The following is a 17,994-nucleotide window of genomic DNA, read 5'->3' as shown; positions in this document are numbered from 1 at the left end:
AGGGAAATGCTGGCCTTACTGGATTCCGCCAAGCATCGGACGAACAACTTTCGTGGCTAGACGAATGGCCGCTTCGCTGCGGTTCGAAACGGCGAAGTAGAGAGCGAACAACACGGCGTTGTTGGGGCCGCGCAGCAGCGCAGGAGATTCGACGTGGGCGAACTCGCTCTTGAGTCTGGCTTCCACGAATTGAAGGATCGGGTCCACGCCTGACTCTCTTCGATGGACGGGATCCGCGATGAACATGTCCTCTTGCGCCGGGGGCTTGTACAACGCCTCGCGCCACTCATTTGTTCCCAGGAACCGATCGAGCGCTTCCTGCTTCTTGATGTCGATCGCACTGGCGGAACGTGCAGCCTGTCGCGTCAGCCCTGACACGCTGACCAAAAAAAACACGTCCAAGGCCCTCGTTCGTGCAATGAGCTGCACCATGTCCCAAGTGCACTGCAAGCCGTAAGGATCGAGAAAGAGAACCCCTCTCGTGTCAGCCCAATTGAGAGCCTCCAGGACACGCCGCAGCTCATCGCGCGCATCGCCGTGGGTGATGGTGCAGCGAGTTCGAAGCGGGTGATTTGAGGTCAGCGCCTGCAAGGCGCCCACATGGCGCCTCCTCCGCTCGATGAAGAAGTACCGATCGAAGGGGTGCTTCAAACGGAGCGCAATTGCCGCGGATCCGGGGATCGTCCGTTCCACGCCGCTCGTCTCGATGGTCACGCTGCCAGTTCCGGCAAATGTATCGATGTAAACCAGATTGAATTGCTTGTTCCCGAGCGCTACCGGGAAGAAGCCGAGATACTTCTCCAATGCGTCGAGCTTCTGCTCGGTCCACACGCCGCCGAATTTATGCTTCATCCCTGCCTCCCGGCCGCGATTTTGCGCCAAAGCCGCCGTAAGCTAAAGCACGGGCTACGAGATGCGCTTATCCCTCGTTCCCAAAACTTCTACAGCCTCCGTAGCTATGGGGATTGCGGAAAAGATCGTCGACCTCATGTACGCACCTATCGCCGGTGCGAACTTCCCCACGGTCGCTTGGAGCACGGCATCGCGCCGGATCGATCGCGAGCGCCCCGATAAGCTGGCCCATGGCGATCCACGAGGGGACGTCGGACTTCGTCGGGCGCTGCATGCCTACTTGGCGCGCGCGTGCGGCATCTCCTGCGACCCGGATCAGTTGCTGGTCGTGAGCGGATCCCAGCAGGCGCTCGACCTATGCGCCCGCCTCCTGCTCGATCCGGGCGATCGCGTCTTCGTCGAGAGCCCCGGCTACCGCTTGGCGCATCAAGTGTTCGCTTCCCAATGGGCGAGGCTACTAGGCGTGGACATCGACGAACACGGATTGCGCACGGACGACCTGCGGCGGTGCGCAGCGCCGCTCTTACCTATGTCACTCCTACGCACCAGTTTCCGGTGGGGGCCTTCCTGACCATGTGCAGACGGCAGGCCCTGCTCGCATGGGCTGCCAAGGCGGGCGCGTGGATCCTGGGGGACGACTACGACAGCGAGTACAGATTCTCCGTCCGGCCCGAGCCGCCGCTCCTCTCGCTCGATCGCGAAGGTGTCGTGATCTACTCGGGACCTTCTCCAAGACGCTTTCACCCGAGCTGAGGCTCCGGTACATGATCGTCCCACCGCACGTTGCCGAGGCTTATGCGTCCGCCAAGCGCCTGACTGACCGGCACTCGGCATCACACGCTCAGAGCACTCTGGCGCTCCTGCTGGAGGACGGCAGCTACGACCGCCACGTCCGCCACGTCCGCCGGCAACAGGACATACGTCGCAGCGCGCTGCTGCAGGCGTCGCTACCTGCCGGGGCGTGTCAGCGTAGTGGGCGCAGGCAGTGGCCAGCACGTGGTCGCTTGGTTTCTGGACATTCCGCGTACTCGCGAATTTGAACTCGCCGCGGCGGCGCTGCGGCACCGCGTGCTCGTCTATCCAATCGGCTCCTTGTACCTGCCTGGCTCTGAATCCCCCGCTGCGACGCGCTCAGCCGGCTTGGTACTTGGGTACGCCTTTCTAGATGCAGGCGAGATCGATCTCACTCTCAAGCGCTTGGCTGCGGCTGTCAAAGAGCAAGTGCGCTGACAGCCGCTTTTGGCCGTGAGCGGACTGCCGCTCGGTTGCGACTGGGGGGAGCAACGACCTCGGGCTGCCGCTCCTAGAGGCCAGCAAGAATGACTCCTTTGCAGCGGTTGCAGTCGACTGTCGATCGGCCCCGAGTTCTCGGTCTGGGCTCCATTGCGGTCATTGGGTCACTCTGACCTGCGGAAGCGCGAGCGACTTCAAGGGGTCGAAAGCACACGTCCAGCAGAGCCAGCCGACTAGCGCTAATAGCGTTTTCGCTAGTTGCCTAGAAGTGCCCCTCTCCGGAGCATTTCAGCGGTCAGCCGCAGTAGACCTTTAGAGGAACTTGGTAGGTCTCGGACAGAAACCTTTCCGTCACGCCCAGAAGTGCGAGCTGATGTTCCGCCGCACCTAACTTAGAAAGGCCAGGCTGGACGATATAGACCCGCAAGGCGACCGCGCAGACGCGACTGAGGTCACGAATCTCCGCCAAGCGTTCCTTTGAGCCCACCTCAAAGCGGGTGGGCCTGCCACTCTCCACACGATCCGCGTCTCTCTTCAAGAGGTGCGCAAAGAGATCGGTTCGTCGATCCTTGTTGTGAAGCCACATTACACTGCGTTGGGCCTGTCCGCAGACCACGTACATGTCGTCGATGCGTGCCCCGGGCGTGTCGCCGCCCGAATACTTGCAGTGATAGAGATCCACGGTGATCAGGCGCGGCTGGATCTGGTTGTCGAGGCTAATGCCGACGATGTCCGCGGCCTCACCAGCGCCGTCATCGTCAAGCAGTATTTCATGCCGATTTTCTGCCTTGATGTGCTCGATGGTCCGAAACTGCACTGAGTCCTTGCGGCGTTCATCCCGCTGTGATTCCTTGGTGATGTCGACGCCTGTCCAGTCAATACTCTCCAAGCGGTCTCGCGAGTACAGCTGGGCAGACGTGCGCAGCTCCACGTGGGTGTTCCCTTCCAGTTTGGAGCCGTCGGCGAACCAGATCGTAGGTGCGTTCTTGGTCAGGTAAGCACACAGGTCTGAGGTCTCGCCGCGACGAATTGTCGCGGTGTGGGCGCCTAGATAGACGAACTCAAAATCCGCTGCGTTCCCACGGGTCACGAAGTTGAGTTGGACCTGAACCTCACGCTGCTCGCTGAACACTCGTAAGACCAAGGGGCCGGTCGCGCTGTAGTCTCGGAGTTCGATGCTGACGTTAGTAAGGTGGTCCTCGATGGTGTGGGAGAACGAGATTTTGGTGGCGGACTCCACCAAGTCGAGTAACTCCGCCGGCCAGTCCACGCCCACGGGCACGACCACTGGCCGGGCGTTGACTAACCGGGGTATCAGCGTGCCACTCAAGATCTCCTCGGGGTCGATGTTCTCGTCAATGAGCTTGGCGCCCACCCGCTTGCACCACGAGGCGTACTCATTGACCTTCAGGCGCAAGGTAGCCCAGATGCGCCCTTTCTTGCCCGCACCTATCGAAGCCTGTCCGCCGTTCTCAAAGCCAAAGCCCGCGAGGACGGCCTTGGTCGTCGTTCCCAGGGTGGCGTCGGAGAGACGCGCACCCACGTCGGGCCCCATGCGACCGGTGTACCGGAGCTGGCGGCCGAATTGCTCATCGAGGCCGACGTTCATAAGCATCAGTCGGTTGATTCCGGCGAACACACGAAACACTTCGGGCGCCTGAATCAGCTCAACGTCGTGTCCGCACAGGGCCCGTGCGAAAGAGGAGTACATGCCCGTGTTCGTCGATCCGTGGATGAAGAGCAGCGACTGTTCCTTGTCCCAGATGGCAATGCAAAGCTCCCAGACGAGTCCCTCGACCGCTGGAACATCAGTCCAGGGCACCCCCTGCCTCCTGGCAGCGATGATGATGAGCATCCGCTCCTTTTCATTGAGGATGCGATAGATCTCTTCACCTTCGGCGAGTCCAGGGAACGCGTCCCTGTACTCTGACGGTTTCCATTGGCTGCATTGCGTGCGATACGCCACCATGCTCGCGGCAGGCCTGATCTCGTTCACCGGGATGTCGTCGATCTGGCTGTCAAAGCCCTTCATGAAGCGTTGAGCCTCCAGTTCTTGCCCGATCGCGCCTTCGCTCAAGGCAGGAAGCAGGAGGTTCCAGTCGGGATCCTGCGTGTAGAGCGTTCGAAGTTCCTCACGCAGATTGACGTCAGCGATGTTGGCAATGAACACCGGATCGCCCAGGTCGGACCTTGACCTCGTGAAGCGGCCCGCCAATTGCAAGGTGACGGCCAGGCTCTTGCGCAAATCGTGGAAAGCCGCGATCTTCAGCTCCGGCATGTCGAAGCCCTCGCCAAGCATATCCACGCAGACGACTATGCGCGACTGGCGCTGGTCCAACTGGCTGCGCGCTGCCTTGGCGTCAGCCTTCTTCATGCCGCTGTGAAGCATCACCGGATTGAACTGGCCGAGCTCCTTGTAGATCTCAAGCACCTGAGAGGCCCGCACTTGCGTGGACACACGTGCCATCGCGACGTGCAGGCCGGTTTCGTCCGCCTTGAGCTCTTCTATAACCTTGGCTGCAATGTCGCGGTCGGCCCGAGCGCTGTTGAATGCGTAGACCGAACTGAACCTGATCTCCCTGAAATAGCCCTCGCGTTGGGCTTGCCTCATGGGATAGACGTAGACGATCTCTCCATCAAGTTGCACGCCATCTTCGCGAAACGGCGTCGCAGTGAACTGCAGGACATGTCGGCTCTGCGCCTTGAAGACAGACTTAAACGCGTGCCAGGTCGGCGCTTCAGCGTGGTGCGCCTCGTCGATGAACAGGTGCGTGCACAGCTCCGCCATCCTGGTCTGCACTTCGTCGCTGCACTTCCCCGCTAGGGCGCTGGTAGTCACCACAACGTTGCATTGCTTGAACAGCTCGTCGATCTCCTCAGAGTCGGTGGGTCGCCTTTCGAGAATGCCGACGATCGGGCGCAGCACACCGGCGGCGAGCAGCACCGAGCGCGGGTCCTTCAGGATGCCGAGGGTGAAGAACTTCGCTGCAACCTGAGTCCTCAGTGCATCGGTCGGCACGATTACCATGATTCGCGTGCACCGCGCTGAAACCATCGTGGCCAACATCGTCTCGGTCTTGCCCGTTCCAGTCGGCATGACCACGGTTGCGACATCGCTTGTGGTGGACCAGTGTGCATGGATCGCGTGCAGGGCGCCGAGCTGCGGGCGGCGTAGGCCCACTTGACCCCCGCGAAGTTGCTCCTCGCCAATGAAGTTGAACGCGGCGAACCAGCTGTCCCGGGCTTGCGCGGGCGTGAGGCCGCTGTCCAAGTCGGGATGTGCAAGCCATTTCCCCTCGCTCAAGTCGGCGGTGTTTGCTCCGTCCGGAACGGCACCGAGCAGCACCGGGCCATCGCTGGGCATCTGGTCGTGCGCTGGAGCCTTGGGGAACACGTACAGCACGCGCCCATCCGTCGCCGCAAGCTTCCAGCCCGAGCGGGATGGAAGTACGAACTTCATCCACTCGCCCTCGATGGTTTGCGACGGATGCGCGAGTTGGTGGATGAACCCGCGTGACGTCTTGGCATCGACGCCCTTGACGGGTGGCAAAGTTAGTCGCATCACACTCCTCCTGGGCCGGCAAGACTTGCTCTTCTGTAATGTGTGCAATCGTAAATCAGGTCATGGGACGAGTTAGGTTGCTTAGCGCGTGCCGGTCCACCGCTTAGTGCGATGACCGAAACAAGAGGGATTCGCCGGGTTAGTCCGAGGCGAATAGCTTCGTCCCTCTGCTGCCGGGGGTGGTTCGGTCGTCTGAGCACGTCGCTTGGCTCGCCAGCTATGAGCTGCTGAAGGAGACAACGCACAACGCGCAAACCGGCGCGAGCAGGCGGAGGACTCCGTGCCCCCATTCAGCCGGGTTAAAGGCAAATGGCGACGACGCGGAGAAGCCAAACCGATTCCATCCCTTTGCAGTGGGTGAACCGCTTCAAATACGCGAAGACGGGCTCGTCGTTGCGGCCGGGTGCGCGCAGGTCGTAGGTTACGAGAGGGACTGCCATTCGTAGTCACCTCCGTCGCGCAGAGTGGCCCGAGCGGGTTACCTAAGCCTCACCCGAATGGCGGCGGCCCAAAGTATTCATTTTCTCAAGCTCTCTCACGGGAGTTTTGTGGGTGGAACGCCCGCTATGGGTCAAAAGCAGCCGCGTCCCTTAGCATCGGGACCAAGGAGGTGCTAGATGGCGTCCCTTGTGTTGCCCAACCCCATGGCCTACTACCCGCCTGGATGGCCAACGTTCGATTTATACGCACCCCAACTCGGTACGGGCGTTTTCCTTTTTGCACGCGGCGTCGGAGATTTGAATCGCTTCGCTGCAAGGTACAAGGCCGCGAGATGTTTCAGGTCAGTCGAGTTTGAGGGGCTTTCGCACGACACAGCTTCAAGCTACTCAGGGCTAGTGCAACTCCTGCTCACGTACTCGGCATTTGAGTATCTGTTGAAGTGCATCGGAACCGAGATGAAGGACACCGGCGCGCTGCTGTCGGATCTGCAGCGGGCGACATTCCTGCAGAACATCCGGAACCTGAACGGGCAAGAGGGCGTGTTCACCGCGGTACGTTCACACGTGAACAAGACATACCAACAGCAAGTTGATCGGCATCTTGTGGGTGTCGATTGCAATCCGTGGTACTTAGCCGGCGCGTTGCGACACGCCTTCGCGCACGGAGCACTCACTGCGACACCGCAGAACGTCCAGCCGCAAGCGATGGGAACAGTTGCGAGATTCCTGTCACGCGGGTTATTTCAGTGCATGGACACAGAGTTTCGCGAGCGCGTTAGGCAGTTCGAGCAAATGCTCGATGGTTGATGTCCGCTTTCCGCCAATCGCGCTCGCTAGCCGCGCGCATCCGCCAACGTCAGCTATTGATGACAGCTGTCATCGCACGGCCGAATCCGACCGTCCGCCCCCAGTCTGAAGCGGTCATTCGCCGAAGTTGCACGCGGATTGGCCAGCGCAGTACAGCATGATGGCTGCTTTCGACCCAAATCCGACGTCAGCGCTGGAATGAGACGAACTGCTACCGTTGCTACCCCAGCAGCTCGCTGAGCCGGCGGGCTCTGTACCGGCACCGGACGCCAAGAACCATAGCTCGCTGGGGCAGGCGCACTGTTCGTGGCCGGAGCTCTGGCGGACCGCTCCTGGTGCTAGTGCTGTTCCGCTAGGGCATCACTCCGTTCCGCTACAACCCGCTTCTTGCGCGCGCCAGGCCTCATCTCTGGTGTCCTCACTTCCGAGGGACTCCACGTAACTCTCGCTTCCCGCAACATCCAGGCCTCGAGCCGCTCGTGATACATCCTCAACAAGTCGACGGGTCGCCGCTTGTAGTGCTTCTCCGCGATCGCACTCGGCTTGTGACCTTGGATCTGCGCAACGACGCCGACCGGAATTTCGAGCCACTCGCTCAAAGTCGCAAAGGATCGCCGCAACCCATGAAGCGAAACATGCCGCAAATCTGCATCCTTGCAGGCCTGGGCGTGCGGCTTGCTGACGCCGATGACGAACCCGCCTTCGGATGATGTGCTGCTGAAGACGTAGTCATTGAAGCGGGGTAGGCCCTTAAGCACCGACGCCAGGTAAGGAGTCAGCGGGATCACGCGCTTCCCTTCGACCTTGTCGCGGATGGTCATCTTCCGCCCGTCGAAGTCGACGTCCGCCCACTTCAGGAGCTGCCACTCCGTTCGGCGCGCGCCGGTCAGAAGGAGCCCCTGCAGGTACGCGCTGAAGACGGGGTTGCTGATCCCGCGGACCTGCTCGAACCAGGCCGCGAGCTGGTCCTTCTGCAGGGCATCTTCTGACTTGGTGCGCTTGGGTGGTGCGATTTCAGCCACGGCCTTCGCGGTCGCGCAGTCCGGATGGACTGCGGTGCGGTACACGGGATGTTCCGCACACCACGCGATGAATGTTCGCAGCTTGCGCAGCGAGTTACCCGCCGCCGTCGCACGGGAACCGCTTTCCTTTTTGAGCCAAGCCCCGACGACACTCGCAGTAATCTCGTGAAGAGGCATGGCCAGCAGGCCCGCCAACGGCCCGGGCTTGGTAAGCGCCTTGCCGCGCTTGGGCGGTTGCCCGCCTTCCTGCGCAGCAAGCTCGTGATCCCGTCGGTGTGTTTTGCCCCACTTCGGGTGCGGCGCTTTCAGGTACGCCTCCCATGCAATCCGGGCTGTTACCAGACGAGCTTGCCGCACCGCTGCTTCGGCTTGGGCGACTGACTTGGCCTTTGCAGCCACGGCCCGCGGATCGATGCCCTGATCGACGCTCACCTTGAACCGATTCGCCGCCTCACGCGCATCCTGGATCGTCCACACGTCGGTCGATCCCAGCGTGATCCGGATGTCCTTGCCGTGAAGCTTGGCCTGGCAGACATACGCCTTCGCGCCGTTCTGGGTCGCGCGAACAGCAAGGCAGGGGGACTTGCTGTCCCAAAGAAAGGACTGACTCTTCCCCGCTTCGCAGACGTATTCAGCGATGCGCCCCGCCGTGAGATTGACTCGTGCCATGTAAGCTGTGGTGTAAGCAAATTTGGAGTATATCGATACATCCCGATCCATCCGCGATCGAGGCGGCAACGGCGTAAGCCGTTGATATCTATAGGAAAATCAATTCGGATCCATGTCGATGCATGGACTGACCCTTGGCCTCCGAAGCCAAGGGTCGTGGGTTCGATCCCCGCCAGCCGCACCAGATTCTCCAATCGCCTCCCGTCAAGACGCCGCTCGAAATGGAGCGAACCGCTGGGCGTCAGGCGCGGCGCTGCCGAGGCAACTGCGCCGGCGCCTCCACCGCACCGAGCCCCCCGAGGAACAGGTCCGCCACCAGCGGGGCCATCGCCTCATAGTCGAGCCGGCCTCGCGGCTTCATCCAGGTGAACAGCCAGTTGATCATGCCGAACAGCAGCATGGTCAGCGGCTTGGTCATGGCGGCCTGCAGCAGGTCGGGGCGCAACTCCCCCACCACCTGCGCGAAACCGCGCACCACCTCCCGCTCCTTGTCCAGCACGCGCTCGCGGTCTGCGGTGTCGAGAAACTTGACGTCTTCGGTCAGCACGCGATGCGCATGCTGGGCGTTGGCGTATTCCTCCACCAGCCGCGCGACCAGCTCGCGCATCTGCGCTTCGGGCGGCAACGGCTCGGCCAGCGTTTCGCGCACGATGCCCTGCAGCCGCGACACGTGGTCGTCGGCGATGTTCACCAGCAGCTCGTACTTGTCCTGGTAGTAGTGGTACAGCGTGGCCTTCGACAAGCCGCAGGCCTCCGCCACCTGGTTCATGGACGTGCCGGGATAGCCGCCACGCGCGAACAGCTCCGCGGCGCGGGCCAGGATCATCTCCCGCTGGCCTTCGTAGTTGGCGGCGCGTCCGCGTCCCATCGTTTGTCTTATCTCTCGTCGAAGGAGAGCACGACCATGTCGGTCGTGGGATGCGCCTGGCAGGTCAATACGAAGCCGGCCGCAACTTCCTTCTTGTCCAGCGCGAAGTTGCGCTCCATGCGCACGCTGCCCTCCACCACCTTGGCGCGGCAGGTGCCGCAGACGCCGGACGTGCACGAAAACGGCACCTCCAGGCCCGCTGCGGAGGCCGCGTCCAGGATGCTCGGCTGGTCGCGCGTGAAGTCGATTTCACGCCGCAAGCCATCGCGCACGATCACGACCCTGGCCTTCGCCGCATCGCCCGGTTGCGCCTGGTGCAACACGGCGCCGACCTGGCCGGCGGCCTGCGCCACGCCGAAGCGCTCGATGTGGATGCGCTCCTCCGGCACGCCGGCGGCCAGCAGCGCGGCCTCGGCTTCGTCGTTCATCTGGAACGGCCCGCAGATGTAGGCATGGGCGATCGATGCCGCGGGAACCAGCGTCGACAGGAATTCGCCGATCTTGGCCCGGTCCATCACGCCGGCATTGATCTCGCTTTCGGTGTGCTGGTCGGAGAACACGTGGTGCAGGACCAGCCGCGCCATGTACTTGTCCTTCAGGTCTTCCAGTTCCTCCTTGAACATCGTCGACTTGAGGCTGCGGTTGCCGTAGACCAGCGTGAAGCGGCTGCCGGGTTCGCGCGCCAGCACCGTCTTCATGATCGACAGGATGGGCGTGATGCCGCTGCCGCCGGCGATGCCCAGGTGATGGCGGCGGCTGTCCGCCTCGATCGGCACGAAGAAGCGCCCTTGCGGCGCCATCACGTTGATGGTGTCGCCCGGCTTGAGCTGCTCGTTGATCCAGTTGGAGAACACGCCGCCCCGGACCTTGCGCACGCCCACGCGCAGCTCGCCGTCGTCCACGCCGGCGCAGATGGAATAGGACCGGCGCAGGTCCTGCCCTTCGATCTCCTTGCGCAATGTGAGGTACTGGCCTTGCGTGAAACCGAACACCGGACGCAATTCCTCCGGCACGTCGAAGGACACGACCACGGCCTCCTGCGTGTCCGGCTGCACCGCGCGAACGCGCAACGGGTGGAAGATCACGCTCATATCGGCTTGAAGTGTTCGAAGGGTTCGCGGCAGGCCAGGCAGCGGTACATCGCCTTGCAGGCGGTGGAGCCGAAGGCAGAGAGGCGTTCGGTGTTCTTGCTGTGGCAGCGTGGGCAGGAGACGAGGGCTGCTTTGGGGAAGAAGCGAAGAGGGAAGCCCTGGGCCCCCGGGACAGAGCCTGCCCCCGCGTAGGCGGGGGCGGGGGTGACGGTATGGGGAGGAGCGATGCCGTATGCCTGCAGCTTGCGCTTGCCGTCTTCCGTGATCCAGTCGGTCGTCCAAGCCGGCGCGCGGCGCAGCGTGGCGCGGGCCGGGCCCAGGCCTTCGGCGCGCAGCGCCTCGAGCACGTTCTCCTCGATCATTTCCGTGGCCGGGCAGCCGGAGTATGTCGGCGTGAGCACCACTTCAAGCTCGCCCCCGTGATCGATGACGTCGCGCACGATGCCCAGGTCGCACACGGACAGCGCCGGAACCTCGGGGTCCAGCACCGTGTCCAGCACGGCCCAGGCGCGCTGCGCGCGTGTCACCACACGCCTCCCGGATAGGCGCGCTGCAGGTGCTGCATCTCCGCGAGCAGCAGGCCCATGTGCTCGCTGTGCGTGCCGGACTTGCCCGTGCTCAGGAAAGGGGCGTCCGCCGGGGCCTGCAGTTGCGCCTCGTCCAGGATTTGTTGCATCTCTGCGCGCCACCCTTCCTGCAGGTCGCCCCACTGCGGGCCGAGTCCGGCGGCTGCCGCTTTCGTGTCCACTTCATCGGATGCGAACAGCTCCACGTGAAATCGCCACAGGTCGGCCAAGGCACGTTCCATGCGCAGGCGCGATTCGGACGTGCCCTGCGCCAGCCGCACGATCCAGTCGGCGGCATGCTGCTGGTGGTAGCGCGCCTCCTTCAAGGCCTTGCCCGCGATCGCGGACAGCTCGCCGTCGGTGGAGGCGGCCAGCTTCGTCCACAGCAGCTTGAAGAAGGTGGCCATCATCGCGTTGCGCAGTACGGTGAAGGCGAAGTCGCCGCGCGGCAGTTCGGCCAGGGTCACGTTGCGGTAGTCCCGCTCCTCGCGCAGGAAGGCGAGCTGGTCCTCATCGTGCCCCGCGCCTTCCACCATGCCGGCGTGCGTGTAGACGGCGCGCGCCTGGCCCACCAGGTCCAGCGCCATGTTGGACAGGGCGATGTCCTCTTCCAGCACCGGCGCATGGCCGCTCCACTCGGAGATGCGCTGGGCGAGGATCAACGCCGTATCGGCGATGCGCAGCAAGTACTGCAACTGCGCGTCCTGCCTGACCTGGATGGATCCCTGCATGGCGCTGCTCACATGTGGTCCACGGAATCAGGCAGCTTGTAGAAGGTCGGGTGGCGGTACACCTTGTCCTCCGCCGGGTCGAAGTACATGCCCTTCTCGCCGGGGTCGCTGGCGACGATGTCGGTGGAGCGCACCACCCAGATGCTGGTGCCTTCCTGCCGCCGCGTATAGACGTCGCGCGCCATCTGGATCGCCATCTTCGCGTCCACCGCGTGGAGGCTGCCGCAATGCTTGTGGTCCAGGCCGCTGCGGCTGCGGACGAACACCTCCCAGAGGGGCCACTCCTGCTTGATGTCGCTCATGCTGCTTCCTTGTGTTCGGTCGACTGCTTGCGGGCGTATGCCAGCGCCGCATCACGCACCCATGCGCCGTCATCCCACGCCTTCACGCGTGCGGCCAGGCGTTCGCGATTGCACGGGCCGTTGCCGCCGATCACGCGCCAGAACTCGCCCCAGTCGATCGCGCCGAAGTCATTGCTCTGCCGCTCCTCGTTCCATTTCAATGCGGGGTCCGGCAAGGAGACGCCCAGCACCTTGGCTTGTTCGACCGCCGAATCGACGAACTTCTGCCGCAGCTCGTCGTTGGAGACCCGCTTGATGCCCCAGCGCATGGACTGCGCCGTGTTGGGCGACTGGTCGTCGGGCGGCCCGAACATCATGATCGACGGCCACCACCAGCGGTTCACGGCGTCCTGCACCATCGCGCGCTGCGCGTCGGTGCCCTTCTGCATCATCGTCAGCAGGCTTTCGAAACCTTGCCGCTGGTGAAAGCTTTCTTCGCGGCAGATGCGGATCATGGCGCGCGCATAGGGCCCGTAGGAACAACGGCAGATCGGCACCTGGTTCATGATCGCCGCGCCGTCGACCAGCCAGCCGATGACGCCGACGTCCGCCCAACTGAGCGTCGGGTAATTGAAGATGGAGCTGTACTTGGCCTTGCCGCTGTGCAGTGCCTCGATCATCTGGTCGCGCGAAGTGCCCAGTGTTTCCGCGGCGGAGTACAGGTACAGGCCGTGCCCGCCTTCGTCCTGTACCTTGGCCAGCAGGATGGCCTTGCGCTTGAGCGTCGGCGCGCGGGTGATCCAGTTGCCCTCGGGCAGCATGCCGACGATCTCGGAGTGCGCGTGCTGGCTGATCTGGCGCACCAGCGTCTTGCGGTAGTGCTCGGGCATCCAGTCCTTGCCCTCGATGAACTCGCCGGCGGCGATGCGGGCCTCGAACTTCTCTTCCATCTGCAAGTCGTCGGCCGAGCGCACCGGCTTGCGCGCCTCGCCGTCGCGGCCCTGGGTGTCCATGGCTTGGGTGTACATGCGGTCTCCTGGAAAGGGCGGCGAGCTTTACCGACCGATCGGTCGATGATACGCGGAGAGCCCCGTGCTGTCCATTGCGGGGAGATCGGCATGCCGTCCTACAAACCAGTCGGAACCGGCTTGCGTACCAAAGGGTGGGCGGACGAGTCCTTTCCGACCACCACGCCTTCCATCACCGCTCTTCAGGAGACGAAATGAAATACCTCACCGGGCTCACGGCCGCGCTTGTCGCGCTGGGCGCCGCCAGCTTCTCGCACGCATCCAGTCACCGCGAGGCGCCGTTCATCACCGGGCAGCCCAAAGTCGACGCCACAGACTTCTACATGTTTCGAAGCTACGAGACCGGCCGAACCAATTACGTGACCTTGATCGCCAACTACCAGCCGTTCCAGGATCCGCAGGGAGGGCCCAACTTCTACATGTTCGACCCGAACGCGCTATACGAGATCTCCATCGACAACAACGGCGATGGCGCCGAAGACCTGACGCTGCAGTTCCAGTTCAACAACACCTCCAAGAACCAGACCGTCCCGGCCGGCAACCAGATGACCCCCATCCCGCTGATCAACAGCGGCCAGATCACCCGCGTGAACGACGCCCAGTTGAACGTGCGCGAAACTTACACGGTCAATCTGGTCCGGGGCGACCGGCGCACCGGTGCGCGCGTCGCCGTGACCGAAACCGGCGGCAACAGGGCCTTCGACAAACCGGTGGACAACATCGGCGAGAAAACCTTCCCGAACGGGTATGCACCCTACGCTCGTCAGCACGTCTATGACGTGACGGTGCCGGGCTGCCCCGCCGGGGGCCGCATCTTTGTCGGCCAGCGCAAGGAGTCGTTCTACATTGCCGTCGGCAAGACGTTCGACCTGTTCAACCTGGACCCGCTCGGGCCGGAAGTCGGTGGCAACAACAACGACCTCGAAGCCAAGAACGTCAGCACGATCGCCGTCGAGTTGCCGATCAACTGCGTCAAGGGCGCCGGAAACGACCCGGTGATCGGCGGCTACACGACCGCCAGCGTGCGCCAGTCGCGCATGATCAATCCCAACCCGGCAAGCGGTTTGGGCAACGCCACCCAGGAAGGCGGCGCGTTTGCGCAGGTGTCTCGACTCGGCATGCCGTTGGTCAACGAGGTCATCATCGGGCTGCCGGACAAGGACCGCTTCAACGCGTCCGAGCCGACGGGAGACAGCCAGTTCGCGAACTACGTGACCCATCCTGCGCTGCCGTCACTGATCCAGGCCCTGTTCCCGGCAGTACAGGCTCCGAACAATTTCCCGCGGACGGACCTCGTCGCGGCTTTCCTCACGGGCATCCAGGGCCTGAACCAGCCGAACAACGTCGTAGCGTCGGAGATGCTGAGACTGAACACCTCGACGCCGCCGGTTGCCTTCGCCGAGCAAAATCCGCTGGGGGTCATCGCCGGCGACAACGCAGGGTTCCCGAACGGGCGCCGTCCCGCCGATGATGTGGTCGACGTATCGCTGCGCGTGGCGATGGGCGTGTTATGCAAGGCGACCGGCCGTGAGGACACGCTGAACGTGGGTTGCAGGCCGGGCAACGCGCCGTCGGGCAGCTTGGCTTTCACGGATGGCGTGCGCAAGACCGCGCGTGACTACGGCAGGGCATTTCCGTACCTGATGACGCCGATCCCGGGCAACTTCAACCCGCCCACGCCCGCAGGTTCCATGCCCTGAGTGGAGAAAGGGCGATGAAGCAGCTTTCCAACAGAACCGGATGCGCGGTGCTTGCCGCAGCCGCACTGCTGGCCGGTTGCGGCGGCGGTAGCGACGACAGCGGGCCCGTCATGGCATCCGGTGGGGCTTCGCAAGTCCCCGCTGCGGCGCTGCAAAGCGCGGAAGGATTGGTGGCGTTCCTGAGAAGCGTGAACCAGAACGGGACGGACTCGACGAGCGCCCCGTTGGCCCTGGGCGATGCGGCTTTTCCGAAGACGGACACCGCTGAACCCTCGCCAGTGAACTGAAGTGGGCACCAAGGCCTGGAGGTCCCTGCGTGCCGCGATGCTCGGCCTCGGCGCACTGGTGTGCGTCGGGGCCGGCGCGCACGAATTCTGGATGTTGCCGCAAGCTTTCAGCCTGCCGGCCGGCGCCGCCGCGACACTGTCGTTGTCCGTCGGCGAGAATTTCAAAGGGGACCCGATCCCCTTTTCACGTCCCCTGGTCGCCGGCCTGCGCCACCTGGCTGACGGTTCCGACACGGACTTGCGCGCCCTGGCGCCGGCCTCCGGCAGCGCGGCGAACATCCGCGTGAGCCTGGCGCGCGCGGGCACGCACGTCATCGCACTCGACACGCACCCCAGTTTCATCGAGCTTCCCGCGAAGCAGTTCCACGATTACTTGCGGCTAGAGGGCCTCATCGGCGTATTGAAGGCCCGGGAAGCGGCCGGCGCGACGGCAATGCCAGGTCGCGAAAGGTACCGCAGGAACGTCAAGACGATCGTGCAGGCCGGCGAGCAGAGCGACAACACTTTCCAACGGCGCACCGGGCAGAGGCTGGAGCTTGTGCCGCTGCAGGATCCGGCAGGGCTGCGCGTTGCGCAGCCGTTGACCTTGCAGGTCTGGTTCGACAACCGTCCCTTGACCGGCGCGTTGGTGAAGCTTTGGCATGGCCAGGGACCCGAGGCCGAGTTGGTCACGGCGGAAGGCGTGTCGGATTCCAACGGACAGGTCACGCTGCCTCTGGCGCGCGAAGGCGCGTGGATGGCCAGTGTCGTGCACATGGTGCCGGCTACCGGCTGCAACTGCGACTGGGACAGCTACTGGGGCAACCTGACGTTCGCCGTGCCCCGGGCGCCGACTGCTCAGCCCGGCAATGCCTCTTTGGGCGCTCCCCGGATGTAGATCAGGGCTCCGGTGTCCGTGGTCACCGCGTCGTGCATGCTGCCGCTGGCAGCCACGTGGAAATCACCCTTTTGCAGCAACAGGCTGGCGCCGATGCGCAGGCTTCCTTCCAGGACGACGCACTCCTCGTCCATCGGATGCAAATGCGCGCACGCTACGGCGCCGGGAGCCAGCCGCACCATATAGGACTCCGCGGAGCCGGAGGTCCAAAGCAACTTGCGCTCGACGCCAGGAGCGACCTCCCGCCAGCCGCCGTCTGCGGCCCGCACGGTTCGATGTTGCGCATGGCCCTCCGCGGCGATCTCCAGCAGCACCCGCGCCTTCACGCGGGCCAGCAAGGCTTCGTCGCCGACTGCGCTGCAGCCCAGGCGCCGATCGAGCGCCCTGCGCATATCGGCGCCCAGGTCGTCGTCGGGACCGGATTTTTCCTGCGTCATGCCGTGGCTTCCGGCGAGCGAGGGCTGGCGCCGGCAACTTCGAAATACGACTTCAGCTTGTCACGGGCGCGAACCATGATCGTCTTCACGGTGCCCAGCGGCAGCCCGGTGAGGTCGGAGATCTCCTGCTGCGTGCTGTCGCGGAAATAAGCGAGTCCGAGCACGGTGCGCTCATCCGGACTGAGCTGCGTCGCAGCCAACGAGAGTTGCACCAAACGGCACTCCTCGGCCCGAGACAGCAATTGTTCAGGTCCATCCCTGTCATGCAGTTCCATGGCCGAGATCATCTCAGGACTGTCGTGTGCTTGTCCAAGCCTCTTTTCACGCCGCAGGTGGTCGAGGGCACGCGACCGCGCGATGACCGCGAGCCAGACACGGGGCGGGGCTTTTGCTGCATCGTACGAATCCAGGGTCTTCCACACCTGGATATAGGCTTCGGCAAGCACGTCCTCGGCTTGCCCATCGTCCACAAGCCTCCGCACCACCGAGAGGAGCCAGCGCGCGGTGCAGTTGTAGATCTCCTCGAAAGCACGAATGTCACCGGCTCCCGCCTTGACGAACAGGTGCAGGAGGATTTCGTTTTCCTCGTGCCATTGGCCGGCGGCTTCAGCATTCGAACCGCGCGTGTGTGAATGCTGCATGTGTATTTCAGGATCTCCGCAGAATGTAAATTCCAAGCTCCAGGTTTGTTGTAGGACATACACGTGCTTGGGCAACGCGCGCAGAATCTCACCCATGACCTCGCTCTTCCACCGCTCCCGCCGATGGCTGCTGGCCGGATTTGCCGCCCTTCTCCTGCTGGGCTCGTCCGCATTCGCCAACGAGATCCGGGTCGTCACCTCGGGCGCTTTCACGGAGGCGTACAAGCAGCTGATCCCGATCTATGAGCAGGCCTCGGGCCACAAGGTCATCAGCGCCTATGGGGCGTCGATCGGCGATGCGCCCGATTCGATCCCCAGCCGCTTCGCCCGCGGCGAAATCTTCGACCTGGTGATCCTGTCCGAAGGCGGCCTGGAAGCGCTCGCCCGGCAAGGCAAGGTCGTTCCCGGCTCACGGATGGACCTGGCCCGCTCGCAGATCGGCGCGGCAGTCCGCAAGGGCACGCCCAAGCCGGACATCAGCACCGTCGAGGCGCTGAAGCAGACGCTGCTGGCCGCCAAGTCGGTGGCCTATTCGGCCAGTGCCAGCGGCGTGTACCTGTCGACCGAACTGTTCCCCAGGTTGGGCGTGCAGGAACGGCTGCAGGTCACGGGCAAGAAGATCCTCAGCGAGCGCGTGGGCGCGGTGGTAGCGCGCGGCGATGCGGAGCTGGGGTTCCAGCAGGTCAGCGAGCTGATCTACTTCAAGGAACTGGACTTCGTCGGCACGCTGCCGCAGGAAGTGCAGCAGACGATCTTTTTCTCGGCAGCCCTGGTGGCCGGCTCCGACCGGCAGGATGCCGCGCGGCACCTCGCGCTTTTCCTGGCGTCGCCCGCGGTGGCGGAGATCGTGCGTGCCACCGGCCTCGATCCGGCGGGGGCTCGCACCAACGCGAAGCCGTAAG

At 63.6% G+C, this 17,994-nt stretch carries 17 protein-coding genes; 6 read left to right on the top strand and 11 right to left on the bottom strand.

Annotated features, from left to right (window positions below):
• Positions 1-15 precede the first annotated feature (15 nt).
• Positions 16-852 carry a three-Cys-motif partner protein TcmP gene (tcmP, locus tag WG902_RS20235; RefSeq protein WP_340062010.1) on the bottom strand — a complete coding sequence of 279 codons (837 nt, stop codon included), beginning with the start codon at positions 850-852 and terminating at the stop codon, positions 16-18.
• 106 nt (positions 853-958) lie between these two features.
• Here tcmP and WG902_RS20230 point away from each other — a divergent pair, with 106 nt between their 5' ends.
• A complete protein-coding gene (locus WG902_RS20230; RefSeq protein WP_340062009.1) occupies positions 959-1,423 on the top strand; it encodes an aminotransferase class I/II-fold pyridoxal phosphate-dependent enzyme in 465 nt (154 codons plus the stop codon).
• Positions 1,424-2,380: 957 nt separating this feature from the next.
• Here the strand turns inward: WG902_RS20230 and WG902_RS20225 are convergent.
• Complete coding sequence (locus tag WG902_RS20225) at positions 2,381-5,647, bottom strand: DEAD/DEAH box helicase (RefSeq protein ID WP_340062008.1); 3,267 nt, start codon at positions 5,645-5,647, stop codon at positions 2,381-2,383.
• Positions 5,648-6,543: 896 nt separating this feature from the next.
• On the opposite strand from WG902_RS20225, the gene WG902_RS20220 reads away from it, so the two are divergent.
• Complete coding sequence (locus WG902_RS20220) at positions 6,544-6,894, top strand: hypothetical protein (RefSeq protein ID WP_340062007.1); 351 nt, start codon at positions 6,544-6,546, stop codon at positions 6,892-6,894.
• A 338-nt stretch (positions 6,895-7,232) separates the two neighbouring features.
• Here the strand turns inward: WG902_RS20220 and WG902_RS20215 are convergent, their stop codons facing one another.
• From WG902_RS20215 to paaA, 7 genes are all read right to left on the bottom strand, one after another.
• Positions 7,233-8,585, bottom strand: a complete 1,353-nt coding sequence (locus tag WG902_RS20215; RefSeq protein ID WP_340062006.1) for a tyrosine-type recombinase/integrase — start codon at positions 8,583-8,585, stop codon at positions 7,233-7,235.
• Positions 8,586-8,826: 241 nt separating this feature from the next.
• On the bottom strand, positions 8,827-9,453 hold the full coding sequence (locus WG902_RS20210; protein WP_340062005.1) for a TetR/AcrR family transcriptional regulator: 627 nt from the start codon (positions 9,451-9,453) through the stop codon (positions 8,827-8,829).
• An 8-nt stretch (positions 9,454-9,461) separates the two neighbouring features.
• Complete coding sequence (gene paaE, locus WG902_RS20205; RefSeq protein ID WP_340062004.1) at positions 9,462-10,544, bottom strand: 1,2-phenylacetyl-CoA epoxidase subunit PaaE; 1,083 nt, start codon at positions 10,542-10,544, stop codon at positions 9,462-9,464.
• On the bottom strand, positions 10,541-11,074 hold the full coding sequence (gene paaD / locus WG902_RS20200; protein WP_445263712.1) for a 1,2-phenylacetyl-CoA epoxidase subunit PaaD: 534 nt from the start codon (positions 11,072-11,074) through the stop codon (positions 10,541-10,543). Before paaD ends, paaE begins: the two co-directional genes overlap by 4 nt.
• Positions 11,068-11,841 carry a 1,2-phenylacetyl-CoA epoxidase subunit PaaC gene (paaC, locus tag WG902_RS20195; RefSeq protein ID WP_340062002.1) on the bottom strand — a complete coding sequence of 258 codons (774 nt, stop codon included), beginning with the start codon at positions 11,839-11,841 and terminating at the stop codon, positions 11,068-11,070. The genes paaD and paaC overlap by 7 nt, the downstream gene beginning before the upstream one ends.
• A gap of 8 nt (positions 11,842-11,849) precedes the next feature.
• A complete protein-coding gene (gene paaB / locus WG902_RS20190) occupies positions 11,850-12,143 on the bottom strand; it encodes a 1,2-phenylacetyl-CoA epoxidase subunit PaaB (RefSeq protein ID WP_340062001.1) in 294 nt (97 codons plus the stop codon).
• On the bottom strand, positions 12,140-13,150 hold the full coding sequence (paaA, locus tag WG902_RS20185; protein ID WP_340062000.1) for a 1,2-phenylacetyl-CoA epoxidase subunit PaaA: 1,011 nt from the start codon (positions 13,148-13,150) through the stop codon (positions 12,140-12,142). Before paaA ends, paaB begins: the two co-directional genes overlap by 4 nt.
• Positions 13,151-13,344: 194 nt before the next feature.
• On the opposite strand from paaA, the gene WG902_RS20180 reads away from it, so the two are divergent.
• The 3 genes from WG902_RS20180 to WG902_RS20170 are packed head-to-tail and all read left to right on the top strand — an operon-like array spanning position 13,345 to position 16,014.
• Positions 13,345-14,850 carry a DUF4331 domain-containing protein gene (locus tag WG902_RS20180; RefSeq protein WP_340061999.1) on the top strand — a complete coding sequence of 502 codons (1,506 nt, stop codon included), beginning with the start codon at positions 13,345-13,347 and terminating at the stop codon, positions 14,848-14,850.
• A gap of 14 nt (positions 14,851-14,864) precedes the next feature.
• Positions 14,865-15,137 (top strand): hypothetical protein, encoded by a 273-nt coding sequence (locus WG902_RS20175; protein ID WP_340061998.1) that lies wholly within the window; start codon positions 14,865-14,867, stop codon positions 15,135-15,137.
• Between the two features lies 1 nt (position 15,138).
• On the top strand, positions 15,139-16,014 hold the full coding sequence (locus tag WG902_RS20170; protein ID WP_340061997.1) for a DUF4198 domain-containing protein: 876 nt from the start codon (positions 15,139-15,141) through the stop codon (positions 16,012-16,014).
• Here WG902_RS20170 and WG902_RS20165 read toward each other — a convergent pair.
• Entirely contained in the window at positions 15,975-16,451 is a 477-nt protein-coding gene (locus tag WG902_RS20165) for a cupin domain-containing protein (protein WP_340061996.1), read from the bottom strand. The two genes, WG902_RS20170 and WG902_RS20165, sit on opposite strands and share 40 nt — an antisense overlap.
• The gene (locus tag WG902_RS20160; protein ID WP_340061995.1) at positions 16,448-17,188 is read right to left on the bottom strand and encodes an RNA polymerase sigma factor; all 741 of its coding nucleotides are present in this window, start codon (positions 17,186-17,188) and stop codon (positions 16,448-16,450) included. The genes WG902_RS20165 and WG902_RS20160 overlap by 4 nt, the downstream gene beginning before the upstream one ends.
• Here WG902_RS20160 and WG902_RS20155 point away from each other — a divergent pair.
• Entirely contained in the window at positions 17,187-17,993 is an 807-nt protein-coding gene (locus WG902_RS20155) for a substrate-binding domain-containing protein (RefSeq protein ID WP_340061994.1), read from the top strand. The two genes, WG902_RS20160 and WG902_RS20155, sit on opposite strands and share 2 nt — an antisense overlap.
• The last annotated feature ends 1 nt before the right edge of the window (position 17,994 follow it).

Source organism: Ramlibacter sp. PS3R-8, from assembly GCF_037572435.1.
Classification (GTDB): Bacteria; Pseudomonadota; Gammaproteobacteria; order Burkholderiales; family Burkholderiaceae_C; genus Ramlibacter.
This window is presented reverse-complemented; position numbering and strand designations above follow the sequence as displayed.

Excerpts from the sequence above, each read along its gene's own strand:
- WG902_RS20180 (WP_340061999.1), top strand. The coding sequence starts at position 13,345 with ATGAAATACCTCACCGGGCTCACGGCCGCGCTTGTCGCGCTGGGCGCC.
- paaB (WP_340062001.1), bottom strand. The coding sequence starts at position 12,143 with ATGAGCGACATCAAGCAGGAGTGGCCCCTCTGGGAGGTGTTCGTCCGC.
- WG902_RS20155 (WP_340061994.1), top strand. The coding sequence starts at position 17,187 with ATGACCTCGCTCTTCCACCGCTCCCGCCGATGGCTGCTGGCCGGATTT.
- WG902_RS20160 (WP_340061995.1), bottom strand. The coding sequence starts at position 17,188 with ATGGGTGAGATTCTGCGCGCGTTGCCCAAGCACGTGTATGTCCTACAA.
- WG902_RS20210 (WP_340062005.1), bottom strand. The coding sequence starts at position 9,453 with ATGGGACGCGGACGCGCCGCCAACTACGAAGGCCAGCGGGAGATGATC.
- WG902_RS20175 (WP_340061998.1), top strand. The coding sequence starts at position 14,865 with ATGAAGCAGCTTTCCAACAGAACCGGATGCGCGGTGCTTGCCGCAGCC.
- WG902_RS20225 (WP_340062008.1), bottom strand. The coding sequence starts at position 5,647 with ATGCGACTAACTTTGCCACCCGTCAAGGGCGTCGATGCCAAGACGTCA.
- paaE (WP_340062004.1), bottom strand. The coding sequence starts at position 10,544 with ATGAGCGTGATCTTCCACCCGTTGCGCGTTCGCGCGGTGCAGCCGGAC.
- WG902_RS20165 (WP_340061996.1), bottom strand. The coding sequence starts at position 16,451 with ATGACGCAGGAAAAATCCGGTCCCGACGACGACCTGGGCGCCGATATG.
- WG902_RS20230 (WP_340062009.1), top strand. The coding sequence starts at position 959 with ATGGGGATTGCGGAAAAGATCGTCGACCTCATGTACGCACCTATCGCC.
- paaC (WP_340062002.1), bottom strand. The coding sequence starts at position 11,841 with ATGCAGGGATCCATCCAGGTCAGGCAGGACGCGCAGTTGCAGTACTTG.
- paaA (WP_340062000.1), bottom strand. The coding sequence starts at position 13,150 with ATGTACACCCAAGCCATGGACACCCAGGGCCGCGACGGCGAGGCGCGC.
- tcmP (WP_340062010.1), bottom strand. The coding sequence starts at position 852 with ATGAAGCATAAATTCGGCGGCGTGTGGACCGAGCAGAAGCTCGACGCA.
- WG902_RS20220 (WP_340062007.1), top strand. The coding sequence starts at position 6,544 with ATGAAGGACACCGGCGCGCTGCTGTCGGATCTGCAGCGGGCGACATTC.
- WG902_RS20215 (WP_340062006.1), bottom strand. The coding sequence starts at position 8,585 with ATGGCACGAGTCAATCTCACGGCGGGGCGCATCGCTGAATACGTCTGC.